Origin of the sequence: Citrobacter sp. CK189 (assembly GCF_030333505.1) — a bacterium.
Taxonomy (GTDB): Bacteria; Pseudomonadota; Gammaproteobacteria; order Enterobacterales; family Enterobacteriaceae; genus Citrobacter_B; species Citrobacter_B koseri.
The window spans coordinates 335,948-350,297 of sequence record NZ_JAOWFV010000032.1 but is presented as its reverse complement, the minus strand read 5'-3'; the positions used below and the strand labels follow the sequence as shown (position 1 = coordinate 350,297).

14 protein-coding genes are annotated in these 14,350 nt (G+C 54.6%); 10 read left to right on the top strand and 4 right to left on the bottom strand.

Features of this window, described 5'->3' with window-relative positions; translation table 11 throughout:
- Positions 1 to 4 precede the first annotated feature (4 nt).
- The 7 genes from OGV83_RS03085 to OGV83_RS03055 are packed head-to-tail and all read left to right on the top strand — an operon-like array spanning position 5 to position 5,558.
- Positions 5 to 475: a flagellar basal body-associated FliL family protein gene (locus tag OGV83_RS03085; protein WP_012133676.1), complete on the top strand. Its 471-nt coding sequence runs from the start codon at positions 5 to 7 to the stop codon at positions 473 to 475.
- Positions 476 to 494: 19 nt separating this feature from the next.
- On the top strand, positions 495 to 1,190 hold the full coding sequence (locus OGV83_RS03080) for a FliA/WhiG family RNA polymerase sigma factor (protein ID WP_012133675.1): 696 nt from the start codon (positions 495 to 497) through the stop codon (positions 1,188 to 1,190).
- A gap of 7 nt (positions 1,191 to 1,197) precedes the next feature.
- The gene (gene motA / locus OGV83_RS03075; protein ID WP_012133674.1) at positions 1,198 to 2,061 is read left to right on the top strand and encodes a flagellar motor stator protein MotA; all 864 of its coding nucleotides are present in this window, start codon (positions 1,198 to 1,200) and stop codon (positions 2,059 to 2,061) included.
- The gene (gene lafU / locus OGV83_RS03070) at positions 2,061 to 3,008 is read left to right on the top strand and encodes a putative lateral flagellar export/assembly protein LafU (RefSeq protein WP_012133673.1); all 948 of its coding nucleotides are present in this window, start codon (positions 2,061 to 2,063) and stop codon (positions 3,006 to 3,008) included. The genes motA and lafU overlap by 1 nt, the downstream gene beginning before the upstream one ends.
- A gap of 16 nt (positions 3,009 to 3,024) precedes the next feature.
- Positions 3,025 to 3,837, top strand: coding sequence for a C40 family peptidase (locus OGV83_RS03065; protein WP_353654425.1), 813 nt, complete (start codon positions 3,025 to 3,027; stop codon positions 3,835 to 3,837).
- A 43-nt stretch (positions 3,838 to 3,880) separates the two neighbouring features.
- Positions 3,881 to 4,915, top strand: coding sequence for a plasmid segregation protein ParM domain-containing protein (gene parM / locus OGV83_RS03060; RefSeq protein ID WP_196491298.1), 1,035 nt, complete (start codon positions 3,881 to 3,883; stop codon positions 4,913 to 4,915).
- A complete protein-coding gene (locus OGV83_RS03055) occupies positions 4,908 to 5,558 on the top strand; it encodes a hypothetical protein (RefSeq protein WP_146209151.1) in 651 nt (216 codons plus the stop codon). Before parM ends, OGV83_RS03055 begins: the two co-directional genes overlap by 8 nt.
- 80 nt (positions 5,559 to 5,638) lie before the next feature.
- On the opposite strand, the gene mtr is transcribed toward OGV83_RS03055, so the two are convergent.
- From mtr to OGV83_RS03035, 4 genes are all read right to left on the bottom strand, one after another.
- Positions 5,639 to 6,883, bottom strand: coding sequence for a tryptophan permease (mtr, locus tag OGV83_RS03050; protein WP_024130622.1), 1,245 nt, complete (start codon positions 6,881 to 6,883; stop codon positions 5,639 to 5,641).
- Positions 6,884 to 7,019: 136 nt separating this feature from the next.
- The gene (gene tnaA / locus OGV83_RS03045) at positions 7,020 to 8,408 is read right to left on the bottom strand and encodes a tryptophanase (RefSeq protein WP_071259965.1); all 1,389 of its coding nucleotides are present in this window, start codon (positions 8,406 to 8,408) and stop codon (positions 7,020 to 7,022) included.
- Between the two features lie 125 nt (positions 8,409 to 8,533).
- Positions 8,534 to 8,629, bottom strand: coding sequence for a tryptophanase leader peptide (gene tnaC, locus OGV83_RS03040; RefSeq protein WP_024130621.1), 96 nt, complete (start codon positions 8,627 to 8,629; stop codon positions 8,534 to 8,536).
- Between the two features lie 221 nt (positions 8,630 to 8,850).
- Entirely contained in the window at positions 8,851 to 11,013 is a 2,163-nt protein-coding gene (locus tag OGV83_RS03035) for a TonB-dependent siderophore receptor (protein ID WP_115615033.1), read from the bottom strand.
- 449 nt (positions 11,014 to 11,462) lie between these two features.
- Between OGV83_RS03035 and OGV83_RS03030 the strand changes: the two genes are divergently transcribed.
- From OGV83_RS03030 to OGV83_RS03020, 3 genes are read left to right on the top strand one after another with little or no spacing between them, the layout of a single operon-like run.
- Complete coding sequence (locus OGV83_RS03030) at positions 11,463 to 12,290, top strand: ABC transporter ATP-binding protein (RefSeq protein WP_047458610.1); 828 nt, start codon at positions 11,463 to 11,465, stop codon at positions 12,288 to 12,290.
- Positions 12,287 to 13,300: a FecCD family ABC transporter permease gene (locus tag OGV83_RS03025; protein ID WP_286463123.1), complete on the top strand. Its 1,014-nt coding sequence runs from the start codon at positions 12,287 to 12,289 to the stop codon at positions 13,298 to 13,300. The genes OGV83_RS03030 and OGV83_RS03025 overlap by 4 nt, the downstream gene beginning before the upstream one ends.
- Complete coding sequence (locus tag OGV83_RS03020) at positions 13,297 to 14,349, top strand: FecCD family ABC transporter permease (RefSeq protein WP_047458603.1); 1,053 nt, start codon at positions 13,297 to 13,299, stop codon at positions 14,347 to 14,349. The genes OGV83_RS03025 and OGV83_RS03020 overlap by 4 nt, the downstream gene beginning before the upstream one ends.
- The last annotated feature ends 1 nt before the right edge of the window (position 14,350 follow it).

Below are 14,350 nucleotides of genomic sequence, written 5' to 3'. Positions count from 1 at the left end.
ATTTATGAACGCAAAAACAATCTCCTTTGGGCTGGCGATCGCTTTGGTTACCGCTTTACTGACGGCATGTTTAACCGTTGCCGGCACCTGGCTACTTCGCGCGGACACGGCATCGGAGAGCAATCCGTTGACGAGCTTATTTAAATCCTCCACGCCGCAACAGGTGGAGTTCGTGGAAATTAAAAACATCCTCATCACCCTGAAAGGGAAAGGTAATGCGGAGCGTTATCTGATGCTGGAACTGAACCTGGCGACCATGAGCGCGGAAAACGCGCGGACGGCGCAAGACATGATCCCTGCGATTCGTGGAGCGACCGTCAATCTGTTTTCCGAAATGGACTATGACGCCGTGCGTGCGCTAAGCGTCAGCAACCTGCACGACAAACTCAAAGCCGCCTATGCCGCCAGATTTGACAGCCTGAAGATGGACGTCCCCTTTGATGACGTCATCATCAGCAAAATGGTCTTCCAGTGATTGATAAGCCGTATTGGACATGATGGATTTTATCGCAAGTGAAACGCTGACGCCTGCGGATGAAGCGCGCTATGTCAGCACGTATCTGCCGCTCGTCAACAAAGTGGTGAAGCAACTCGCTTACCAGACCAGTAGCGTTATTGATCGGGATGATATGGAACAGATCGCGCTAATGGGGTTATTAACCTCGTTGCGCCGTTACGGTCATCCTGATGAGCAGTTTGCCGCTTATGCCATACAACGCGTTCGCGGCGCGGTACTGGATGAGCTGCGGTTGCTTGACTGGCGTCCGCGTCGTTTGCGACAGAAAACGCATAAGCTCAATGACGCAATCCGCGAGATTGCGCGTCAGCTGGGGCGTACGCCCAGCTTTGAGGATATCAGCCACCATCTTTCCATTACGGCTGAAGAGTATCAGGAATATCTCTTACTCGATTGCGCCAAAACGCTGGAGAGTCTCGACGATCTTCTGGGTAATGACGTATATGCGGGGGCGCTGGATAGCCGTCCGCTTGAAGAAGAGATCATCGTCAGCAGAACGCTACGCAACGCGTTGGCGAGTCTTGATGAGCGTGAGCAACTTATTCTCACGCTCTATTACCAGCATGAAATGAGCCTGAAGGAAATTGCGCTGGTCCTCAATTTAACCGAGGCCAGGGTATGTCAGCTCAATAAAATCATTGCGCAAAAAATTCAGTCTTTTTTCCAGAAGTGAAAGGTTTATGCAGAAATTCTTAGGTATTCTCATCATCATGGGGTGTGTTGTCGGCGGCTTTATTCTGTCAGGCGGACACCTCGCCTCATTCTGGCAGCCGGGTGAAATCATCATTATTCTTGGCGCGGGACTGGGGGCGATGGTACTGGCGAACCCCAAAGCGGTGCTGAGCGAAATGTACCGTCAGTTTCGCGGCATTATGCGCAAAAACGAATATACCGATGAGTATCAGCGCCAGCTGCTGATGCTGCTGTATGAACTGCTGGAACTGGTGCAGGACGGTGGCCTGAAGGTGCTGGATGAGCATATCGAAGCACCGGAAAACAGCGCGTTATTCCAGAAATACCCCCTCATGCTGCACGACAAAGCGCTGGTGACGTTCATCTCCGATAACTTCCGCCTGATGGCGATGGGGAAAATCAACGAGCACGAGCTGGAAGGGATTCTCGAACAGGAACTGGTGGCAATGGAAGAGAACCTTCTGCAACCATCCCGCTCTTTGCAACGTACTGCGGAAGCGATGCCTGGATTCGGCATCTGTGCGGCGGTACTTGGCATCATCATTACCATGCAATCCATTGACGGCTCGATTGCGGTCATCGGCGTGAAGGTTGCGGCCGCTCTGGTGGGAACCTTCCTCGGCGTATTCTTCTGTTACTGCCTGATGGACCCGGTGGCGAACGCCATGGAGCAACGCACCAAAAAGCAAATCTCGGTGCTGGAGTGCGTGCGTACCGTACTGGTGAACCACGTTGCCGGTAAGCCGACGCTGCTGGCGGTCGATGCCGGGCGCAAAATGCTGCCGATGGACACGAAACCGACATTCGCGACGCTGGACGGTTGGGTAAACCAGATGATGGGTGATGCCTGATGCGTAACCGCAGCAAAGAACATACCACGATCATCAAACGCTCCTCGCGTAAAAGCCATGATGAATTTCATGGCGGCGCCTGGAAAGTGGCCTTCGCAGACTTCACGCTGGCAATGATGGCGCTGTTTATGGTGCTGTGGATCATGGGCGCGGTAACGGAAGAAGAACGTAAAGAGATTGTCTCCATGCTTAATGGCGAGTCGGTCTTTGAAGGCAACTCATTAACGCCCATTACGCAAAAAGAGGGGCAGGGCGGGCAGCTTTCGCTGATTGACAGCCGTCATCCGAAAACGCCTAAACCGTCGAAAACGGCAGAGTCGTCAAAACCGTTGACCGATGCGGAGAAGCAGGTTGCTCAGCAGGCGAAACAGACGGAAAGCCTGGACGACGTGAACGCCCGCTCGCGTAATGAGATTGAAGATCTGGCGCGCATTATCATGAAAATCACCTCGACGTACGATGCGCAAGCCAACCTGAAAATGGAAATTGTGCCGCAGGGGCTGCGTATTCTGGTCTCGGACGATCAAAAACGCGAGATGTTCCAGCGCAGTAGCGCAATCCTGACGCCGTTTTTCAAGCGCTTACTGACGGAGTTCGCGCCGGAGCTGAACAAGATCGACAACAAGATCATCATCACCGGCCATACCGATGCCACGCGTTTTCGCGATCAGGTGCTTTATAACAACTGGAACCTGTCCGGCGAACGCGCCATGCAGGCGCGGGCGGTTCTGACCACCGGGGGGCTGGATCAAAGCAAAATTCTGCAAGTGAGCGGCATGGCGGATCAGATGTTGCTTGACCCGCAACATCCGCTGAGTTCCGCGAACCGCCGCATTGAAATTATGGTGCTGACGCATTCCGCCAGTGATTCTCTGTACCAGTTCTTTGGGCAGCATGGCGAAAAAGTCATTAAACCGCTGACCGATAAACTGACGAAAAACCATTAATCAGATCGTTATTGCTGTGAAACGTTTCATCCGTTCTGTCCGTTTTGTACCTGCCCGGCATGTTCTGTGCCGCCAGGTACCTTTTTTTTCTCTCATCCTGTTATTGCTGATGCCGACGGGTTACAGCATCGCAAAGCCGAAGCCTGTAGAAGCGGGTATGACGCAGCAGGAAAACGCGTTGCAGATGCGGAAAAAAAATCGCGAGCGGCTGATGGCGAAAGTGAAAAAACGGACTGCCGTCGTACCGTTAACGCCGGAACAAAAGCAGCGGGAAACGGCGCAAAAACTGGCTGACCGCACTAAAAACCGCGAGATGCTGGCAATGCATGCTCGCTGGCAGCCCGGTAGCCTGGGAAGCTCCGACACACTGTGGAGTCAGGCGCGCAAAGGGAAGGACAAAACGGGGCGCATCAGCCCGAAACTGGCGTCCCGATTACATACCGTCATCAAGCGTCTGGAAGACCAGTTAGGTAAGCCCTATGTCTGGGGCGGTAAAAATCCGCTGGAAGGATTTGATTGCAGTGGCCTGGTTTTCTACGCCTTCAATCATGTGCTGGAGCGCAAGCTACCCCGCACGGCAAACGGCATGTATCAGGACCCCACTCTTAAACATATTCGCGTAGATAAACTCCGTCGCGGCGATCTGGTGTTTTTTAACATTAACCAGCGACCGGGCGCCGACCATGTTGGCGTCTACCTTGGAAACGATGAGTTTATTGAGGCCCCGCGTAGCGGGCTAAATATCCGCATTAGCCAGCTTTCAGATGATTTCTGGCAATCGCATTACCTCGGCGCTCGCCGCATTCTGACGGAAGAGGCGACGCTGTAAAAATGACCCTTAGATTGAGTTAAAACCCATGACCGCAACACGTATGAAATTCGCCATTGATGATGGCTCAACCAATGTGAAAATTAGCTGGATTGAAAACGGTACGCTGAAGACCGTTGTTTCGCCGAACTCCTTCCGTAAGGACTGGAAAAGCGCGGCGTTGCTGCGTGGTCAGTCGGTATACAACTACACCATCGGCACCACGAAATACACCTATGATGCGACCTCGGATAAAGCGCTTTCCACGACGCACATCGAATACCAGTATGACGATTTGAATCTGCTGGCGGTTCATCATGCGCTGCTGCAAACCGGCCTGACGCCGCGTGACGTTGAAGTTATCGTCACACTGCCGATTACGCAATTCTACAAGCCGGACGATTGCCAGCGTAACGATGAGCGCATCGAAGCGAAACGTCGCAACCTGATGCGTGAGATCTCGCTGAATAAAGGCGAGCTGTTCCGTATCGTTGATGTGCATGTTATGCCGGAGAGCCTGCCTGCGGCGCTGTCGCATCTGCTTAACTCCAACGTGAATGAATTCACCAAGTCGCTGGTCATCGACTGCGGCGGGACAACGCTGGACATGGGGGTGATTGTCGGCGAGTTTGACGATGTTTCCGCAATTTACGGCAACAACGAAATCGGCGTGGCGATGGTGACGGACGCCACGCGTAAATTACTGGCGGCGGCGGACAGCGACTCCAGCTACCTGGTGGCGAACGAGCTGATCAAGCGTCGCAACGATCTGGATTTTGTCAGAAGCGTCATCAACGATGAATCGCGGATTGACGAGATCCTTGAACGGATCGAGATCAAGATTCAGGAACTTGGCGATCAGGTGGCTTATGAAGCGAAGAAATTCGCTAAGAACCCTAACCGCGTTTATCTGGTCGGCGGCGGCGCGCATCTGATCGAATCCGCTCTGCGTCAGGCCTATTCGACGCTCGGCGAACGCGTGGTGACGCTCGACAACCCGCAAAGCGCGCTCTCTCGCGAGATCTGCCTGTACCATGCTGAGTCAGGCGTTGAGCAGATTGATTCGCCGCAAATGGTTGAGGTAGGCGACGATGAGTAACAGGCAGATCCGCCGTGTTAACCTCTCATTGCATTTGTCGCCAGAGCGATCGCGCGCGGATTTGCGCGCGATGCTGCAACTAAAAAAATGGTATGGCGCAGTGCAGCGGGACGGGAGCGACGTCAATGACGCCAACATGGAGATCCGCCAGTTTCATCGCAATATCTATCTGTCCGGCCTGCAATTGCATCTTCTCAACCCGCAATTGTGCAGCCATGTTGCAGAATCCCTGAGCCGGGAAGGTTTGAGCCTCGAATCCCTTTGCGCGGAATTGCAGGAGAGCAATTTGCTGCCCGTCGCCCTCATGACCGGCGATGGCGATGCAGAAAAAGAGAAAGACTTCAGCGAACAGCAGCTGGCGCAAATGCGTACGCTGATGGCGCAGGCCCTGCAAAAACAGCAGGTCGCCGCAGCGCCATCGGATAACACGCAGCATGAGGAGACAGCAAAACTGCGCGAAGAGGTCGCCCAGCTCAAAGTCTTGCTGGAACAGCAGCATCTGCTGTTGCAACAGCTGCGCGTGACGGGGCGCACGTCAGCGGCGGAACCGGCTAAATCCGTAAATGCTGAAGAAGTCGATCTCAGTACCGTAGACGCGCCGACGCAGAAGATGAGTAAAGTGCGTCAGAAAGGGATCTTTTAGACTTTCGCCCGGCGCGTCACCAGTGTTGAAAAGGGAACCCGGCGGTTCCCTTTTTATTTTATGCCGCCGCGCATGGCGTACTACCGGTATACCGGCAGAAGGTTAATGCTGGATAGAATATGGATAAGCGCGTTAGCTGCCCCAAAGCATAAAATCAGGACGATCATCGCGTTGCCTCCCCATACCCGATAGTGCGGGCTGTTAAAGCGTTTGCGCGATGCGCGCGCCAGCAGCGCCGGGACAATCGCCGCCCAGACGGTGGCGGCCAGCCCGGCAAAACCGATGGCGTAGATAAACCCATTTGGCCAGATTAAACCGCCGGTGATGGGCGGCAGAAACGTGACCAGCGCAGTTTTGAAACGTCCTTTTGGCGAGTCGTCGAACCTGAAGAGATCGGCGAGGTAATCAAATAATCCCAGCGTAACGCCGAGGAACGAACTGGCGACGGCAAAGTTGGAGAAGACGGTCAGCAGCAGATCGAGCGTTGAGCTGTTCAGCAAACCGCTCAGCGTCTGTACCAGCACGTCGATATTGCCGCCTTTTTCGGCGATCTCAATAAACGCCGGACGCGGAATATTCCCCATCGTACCGACCAGCCAGATGATATACAGCACCAGCGCCATCAACGTTCCCAGTAGCAGGCAGCGGCGGATGGTCAACGGATCTTTGCCGTAATATTTCATCAGGCTGGGCACGTTGCCGTGATAACCAAATGAGGCGAGACAGAACGGCAACGTCATCAGGACGTAGGGCAGGTAGCTGGGGCTGACTTCAGCGGTATTGAGTAAAATCGTCGGCTGGACGTGCCAGAGCAAACCGCCAAACGTCATAAAGAAGGTGAGAATTTTGGCGCCCAGCACAATGGTCGTCATACGGCTCACCGCCCGGGTGCTTAGCCAGACAATAAACGCTACCGCCAGGGCGAATAATAACCCGCCGAGCCTGGCCGGAAAGACGATCCCCATTTGTGCAAAGGTATGGTGAATAACCGAACCGCTGGCGGAAATATAGGCGTAAGTCAGAATATACAGCACGAACGCGACGGTCAGACCGTTAATAATATTCCAGCGATTTCCCAGCAGGTCTTTGGTAATCGTGTCGAAGCTGGCGCCAATATGATAATTCAGGTTTGCTTCCAGGATCATTAACCCGGAATGCAGCATACAAAACCAGGTAAAAATTAATGCCAGCAGTGACCAGAAAAACCAGGCGCCAGACATCACCACCGGGAGAGAAAACATGCCCGCGCCAATAATGGTTCCACCGATAATCATTGCCCCGCCGATCAGCGACGGCGCTTTATTTGCGACCGATAATGTAGCCATAGTGCGTTTTCCTCGCGTGGCTATGCCCGTCATTGTGCAGAGAAAAGGGCGATCCCGCTTTTCTCATGCCTGAATGCGTTGAATATCGTATTAAATAGCGGAATCGCGCTCCCGCAGGGGAGCGCGTATCAGAACGTTATTTCACCGGTTTCAGCCGGGCCACAAAGTGGCGCAGCACCGGCGGTTCATAGGTGAAAGTCAGCCCTTTGATCGATGCGGCGCGGGCTTTTACGGCGATTAACGCATCCGCGATATAGTCCATGTGATCGTTGGTGTAGACCCGGCGGGGGATCGTCAGACGCAGCAACTCCATTGGCGACGGTTTTTGTTTGCCAGTGGCCGGATCGCGCCCAAGCAGCAGAGAGCCAATTTCCACGCTGCGAATCCCGGCTTCCAGGTACAATTCGTTATTCAGCGCATGAGCCGGGAACTGTTCTGCCGGAATGTGCGGCAGCAGCAGCTTCGCATCGACAAATACCGCGTGGCCCCCGGTTGGATACTGGATTGGAATCCCCCCTTCGCGCAGCCGTTCGCCCAGGTATTCCACCTGGTTAATCCGATAGGCGAGGAAATCTTCATTCATCCCTTCTTCGAGGCCGATCGCCAGCGCTTCCATATCGCGCCCCGCCAGCCCGCCGTAAGTGACAAACCCTTCCATTGGCACGCAGCGAATGCGCACGTCGTTGAACAGATCTTCATCATCACGGAAGCAGCACAGCCCGCCGATATTGACCATCGGATCTTTCTTCGCCGACATGGTCAGCATATCCCCATACTGGTACATCTCACGGACGATCTCTTTCACCGTTTTATCCGCGTATCCCTCTTCGCGCTGTTTAATAAACCAGGCGTTTTCGCAGAAGCGGGCGGAGTCGATGACCACCGGAATATTGTGCCGCTTCGCTATTTGATACACCTCGCGCATATTGGCGATGGAAACCGGCTGGCCGCCTGAGCTGTTGCAGGTGACGGTGGTGATAATCGCCGCGACGTTTTCTGCGCCATGTTCCGCGATAGTGGCGTTGAGCAGGTCGATATCAAAGTTGCCTTTCCAGTCGTACCATGAGGTGGTGTCGAACGCTTTTGGCGTCACCACGTTGATGGCTTTCGCGCCGTTTAATTCGACATGGGCGGCGGTCGTATCAAAGTGGAAGTTGGAAATAAAGACCGGTTTTTCAGCGTTGCGGCGGGCAATCAGGCAGGGAAACAGAATTTGCTCGGCGCCGCGTCCCTGGTGTGTTGGGATCGTAAACGGGTAGCCGATCAGCTCTTTTACTTTGTCGCACAGATGGTAATAGTTGCGTGAGCCGGCGTAGGCTTCATCGCCCATCATCAGGCCAGACCATTGACGATCGCTCATTGCGCCAGTGCCGGAGTCGGTCAACAGGTCGATATATACATCATCGCTTTTGAGCAGAAAAGGGTTATATCCCGCTTCTTCAAGCGCTTTAACACGGTCGTCCCAGGTGGTCATACGAATGTTTTCTACCATTTTAATGCGGAACGGCTCAGGAATACGTTTCATATTATTTCTCCAATAGCATGTCGCGCTACGTGAACGTTATTTTTGTGCCTTTAACAGGCGCAAGAAATACCGACCAAACGTAGTGTTCAGTTAATTTTTTATTGATGTTGAACGGCTAAGGAGAATTAACGCGGGAAGTCGTTAGAAATACGCGGATCGAGGTTATACCAGAAGTGCAGACCGCCTGCGGCAATGAGGCGATAAAACGATTTGTGTTTCATTACATCGTCCTCCATGAGTGAAAGGGAATTTAAAAATAGCGGAAGATTAAAATTTATCCGCGATAAAAATCACAAAATGTTAAATCTGATACAGTTCAGTTAAGAAAGTTGATGAGGCGCGCATTTTTGCGTTCATTGGGCGGTGTGAGTTTATTCATCTTAATGTGAGGGAATAGCGGGAATACCCTGCCAGAATTGACAGGGTATTTGGATGAGAAGGATCAGAACTCCATTTTTACCGTGAACTGAACTTCACGCGGGTCGCCAATCTGATTACCCAGATTATTGGTGGCAATGGATGAGGTGTAATACGTTTTATCAAACACGTTTTTCACGTTGAGTTGCAGAGTCACCGGGTATTGCAGTTTCATCTTATAGGCTGCAAAGGCATCGGCCACAAAATAACCAGGCAGATAATAGTCCGCGCCGTTGGTGGCGGAGCGACGGCTTACGCCATGTCCGCCGCCGCCAATGGTCAGCGTATTGCCCATAAAGGCGTTGTGAATGTCATAGGTCAGGAACAATGAACCGGTATGACGCGGTACGTTAGGCAGCGGTTTCCCTTTGTAATCGGGATCTTCCGTGACTTTTGCTGCGGTATAACCGTAGCTGGCGATGATATTGGTATTGGGCGTCAGCGAGCCTGCGACATCCACTTCCACCCCCTGTGAGCGTACGCGCCCTGCGGTTTTCGCCACGGTTTCGCCATCCACGATTTCGTTGTACAGCACGTTGCGCTTATCAATATTGAACAGGGCGATATTGGCGGTGATGCCGTCAAAGAGATCGAATTTCGCCCCCACTTCATAGGCGGTAGAGGTTTCCGGCGGCAGATCGCCAATGTAGCTGGCAATAGAGTATTGCGGCATAAAGGCGCGCGATACGTTACCGAACAGCGACACAGAAGGGGTCAGCTTATAGACCATGCCGAATTTCGGCACCCACTGCTGGTCCGTGCTGTCGGTGTTGACGTTGAACGGGCGGCCCTTCCCGGCATATTCGGTGTAGTACTGATAGCGCATCCCGGCGACGGCGATCCACTTATCGGTCAGATACAGCGCATCCTGTACGTAAGCGGAATAGCTCTCCTGCTTAATCGTCTGGTCGCTGTCGGAGGCCGAGACGCTGGTGCATTTGCCGAGCGTACCGTAGACCGGATTGTAAATATTAAAGCCTTTCACGTTCTTACAGCGAATCATATCCGTGCGCAGCAGATCGTAATTCTCATAAGAGACGCCGGTCAGGATCTCGTTATAGAAACCAGCGATATCCACGTTTCCTTGTAAATCGGCGCGGGTCGCATGCATCCGTTGGGTGGAGCCTTGCGTCGCATCCACGCGGCGGGTCAGGTTCCCGGTAGCGGAATCATAAGCCATCACGCGAGCCTGGTTATCGCTGTATTTATCCTGGCTGAAGCTGTAATCAAACTTCGCCGTCCACGCGCTGTTGAAGCGATATTCGGCATTGAGCTGCGCCAGATCCGATTCGCCATCGGTGATATTGAATTTCTCATCAAAGCGGGTTTTCCGATCCACGTTAACCGGCTGTTTAGTATTGAGATCGAAAATGGTGCCGCGATCGAACGGGGCTTTGTAATTACGGTGCGAATAGAGCACGTTGACCGTCGCGTTGTCGCCAAACCAGGTCAGGGAAGGGGAGATGAAGCTGCTCTGGTTAGTACCATAGTTGCGCCAGTAGTCCTCGTGCTGATACTCACCGATCAGGCGATACGCCAGTTGGGTGCCTTCAATCGGCCCGGTGATGTCAAACTGGCCTGTGCCGCCGCCGAAGCTGGAGGAGGTGGCGGAAATTGAGCCGCCAAATTGCGTTTGCGGACGTTTGGTTACGACGTTAATCAGGCCGCCGGGATCGAGAATACCGTACAGCGTGGAGGCCGGGCCTTTCAGCACTTCCACCCGCGACGTGGCCGCGTTGAAACTGCGCGGCAATACGGTTTTAAGACCGTTGGTCATCACGGAACCGTCACGATTCGCGCCGAAACCACGGCGAACAAACGCATCCTGCGTTCCGCCCAGCGTGTTGGTTTGCACAACGTTGCTGACGTTATACAGCGCTTCATCGAGGGTTGTGGCGTGCTGATCTTCCAGCACTTTGTCGCTGACGGTATTGACCACCTGCGGGATATCCAGCAGCGGCATCGACGTCAGCGTGGCGGTGGACGAACTCAGCGGTTGATAACCTGACGTGACGGCCTGATCGGCAGAAGAGGCGTCTGCGCGCACGGTCATCGTCTCTTCATTTTTGAGCGGCGAGTTTTCTTTTTCCGCCGCCATGACCGCAGGAGCCGTCGTGATACCCAAAAACAGAGCGGAGCACAGCGCTCGCCCTTTCATCCCAGAAAAATAAGGAGTTAACTTAGCCATCTTTTATTTATTCCGCAAAATACCCTGCCAAAAACGGGAGGGTAAACAGGTTTATCCAGTTCATTGCCCGGCTTGCTAGCCATGCGTTTTATCCATCTTTTAACCAACGTAAACGGCGTCAGATGTGTAATTGAGAATCATTCAATCATGGGCGTTTGTAGTAGTAAACGTAAAAATGAAAAAGAAACTACAGCGGGGTTAACGTCATAAAACCGTAGTGTTATTGCGGGAAAATAATTTTTAATTTATTGATATATATTTATTTTTATAAGTTTGTTCGTCTTTTTCTGCGGCGTTTTTGTTGCGTGCGTACGGTGATGTAACTACAGGGCGTAATTGCTTGACTACTACAGCGCAACCCAGCAAGATCTTAAAGAGAATGAGTTTTATTTTTATTTGAAAGGCTGCGCGCGCTGGCTTTGCCAGGCTGCGACGGCGCAGGAGTGAACATGCCACAGCATGTGGAAAACACCGCCCACAGAACGGGCATTGAGCTGAAACAGCTTTCTGCTGGCTATCGTCACCACGCTATCGTGCATGACGTCTGCCTCACTATCCCGCAAGGTAAAATGACGGTGCTGGCCGGGGCGAACGGCTCAGGCAAATCCACCTTATTAAGTACGATTGCCCGAATGCTGAAGCCGTTGGGCGGCAGCGTGCTGCTTGATGGTAAAGCGATTCATCAACAGCCGACCAAAGCGGTTTCGCGTCAGCTTGGCATCCTGCCGCAATCTCCGCTGGTGCCGGAGGGATTAACGGTTTTTGAACTGGTTTCGCGCGGGCGTTTTCCCTGGCAGAATTTTCTCCAGCAATGGACCGATGATGACGCACAGGCCGTAGAGCAGGCGTTGCAGCTCACCGGAACAACCGACTTCGCCCATTTGCCGGTAGAGAGTCTCTCCGGCGGGCAGCGGCAGCGGTGCTGGATTGCAATGGCGCTGGCGCAGCAAACGCCGTTTATTCTGCTGGATGAGCCTACAACCTTTCTCGATCTGCGTTATCAGGTAGAGATCCTTGAGCTTCTGCACTCCCTGACCCGCCATCATGGTCGTACCGTGGTGGTGGTGTTACATGATCTCAATTTCGCGGTGAATTACGGCGATATGCTGGTCTTTCTCAGACAGGGGCGGCTGGAGGGGATCGTACATGAAGGAGAGCACTGTACGCCGGAGCTGATCAAATCGGTGTTTGACGTCGATGTGCAGATGTCGGTGAATCCGTTGACCGGAAAGCCGTTCTTCATGCCGTTTCGTGCCAAGGCTGGAGCGGAAGAATGACGGATATGGTCATTGCATCAGGCCGCCGTCGTGGTCGATTTCTGCTGGCGCTTCCTGTCTTGCTACTGCTGCTGTTTATGCTGGCGGTGATTCATCTGGGCGTCGGGGCGCGTGCCGTCAGTCCGCAGACCGTCATTCAGGCGTTATTTCACTTCGATGCCAAAAACTTTGATCACCGAATCGTTATCTCTCTGCGTCTGTTGCGTATGGCTGCGGCCATGCTGGTTGGCGCGGCTTTGGGCGTAGCCGGCGTTCTGTTACAGGCATTGATTCGCAACCCGCTGGGCGAACCGCACATTCTGGGGCTGAATGCGGGGGCCGCGTTCTCCGTGGTGCTGTGTACCGCGCTGGGCGTCGCGGGGCTCAGTCAGTCACTGGTTGCGGCAGGGGGCGCAGCGGCACTCTTTTCGCTGGTGATGGCGCTCTCTTCCGCCGGGCGTGGCGGACTGACGCCGCTGAAGGTCACGCTCTGCGGCGTGGCGCTGTCGGCGATGGTGTCGTCGCTCACGGCGGCAATCCTTATTCTGGATGAGCAGACGTTGCTGGCGATGCGCACCTGGCTGGTGGGCGATCTCGCGGGGATGAGTTGGGAAAAAGTACGCCAGGCTCTCCTGCCGTCGCTGGTTGGCGTCGTACTGGCGGTAGCGATAGCGCCGGGGCTGAATATTCTGGCGCTAGGCGACCAGATGGCCTGTGGGTTGGGCGTTAATATTCTGCGCATTCGTCTGATGGCGATGATCGCCATTGCGCTGCTGTGCGGCGCGGCGGTATCCGTCGCCGGGCCGCTGGGTTTTATCGGGCTGTTGGTTCCGGGCGTCATCAGACGCCTGGTGACGGAAGACATTCGCCAGATGCTCCCGCTGGCGGCGCTGCTGGGGGCGGCAGTGCTGCTACTGGCGGATATCGTTGCCCGAACCCTGCTTGCCCCGCAGGAGCTGGCTACAGGAGTGATGACCGCGCTGGTCGGCGCGCCGGTGTTTATTTTCATTGCGTCGAGATTTCTTAAATGAGCGTTGTTCTGGCGCGTGCCGGGCTGCGCGCATGGCGGGTGGGAAAATTCTCACGCCTTGTCCGGCTGAAAACGGTGTGGTGTGTGCTGGGGTTTGCCACGCTGGCCGCCGTACTGCTGGTTTCGGGCGTGTTGCAGGGGTCGCTTCCCGTTCCGGCTTCCGCCATCGGGCGTGCGTTGTTCTCTCCGCAGGCGTTAACGGAGCAGCAGCAGTATGTTGTCTGGGATGTCCGTCTTCCGCGTTTGCTGATGGCGCTGCTGTGTGGAGCAATGCTGGGGCTGGCTGGCGCGGCGATGCAGTCGATTACCCGTAACGGCCTGGCTGACCCCGGTCTTATCGGCGTGAAAGAGGGGAGTAGCGTGGTGGTACTGGCGTTAGTGCTGCTCTTCCCGTCGGTCAGCCTGGTCTGGCGACCGCTGGCGGGTATTGCTGGCGGATTACTGGTCGCCGCGCTGGTCATGCTGCTGGCCCGTGATTTCTCCCGCCCGCGATTTGTGCTGATCGGCATTGGCGTCTCGTGGTTCTTTGCTGCGGGAATGGGCGTTTTTATGACGACAGCCGATGTCCGCGATGTGCAAACGGCGCTGGTCTGGCTGGCCGGAAGCCTGCACGCCGCCACCTGGCCGTTGCTGTGGGTGGCGCTGGGGTGGGCGTTGCCTGCGGCTGTTCTGCTGTTTGCGACGGCGAGAGCATCGGATGTGGCGCTGCTGGGTAATCACACCGCGACCGGGCTCGGGGTGCGTCTGTCTCATCTGGCGCTGCTGCGTTTTATGGCGCCGGTCTTTCTGACCGCCGCCAGCGTCTCCTGCGTGGGCAGCCTGGGGTTTGTCGGCCTGATGGCGCCGCATATGGCGCGTTTTTGCCTGCGCGGAGGGCAAATGGCGCTGCTGTGGGGCAGTGCGCTCATTGGCGCTCTGCTGGTGCTGCTCACGGATACCATCGGGCGTCTGGCCTTTGCGCCGCTGCAAATACCGGCGGGGATCGTGATTGCGCTGGTCGGCGGCCCTTTCTTTTTACTGTTGCTCTGGCGTCGTCGGGATCGTTTGTAAT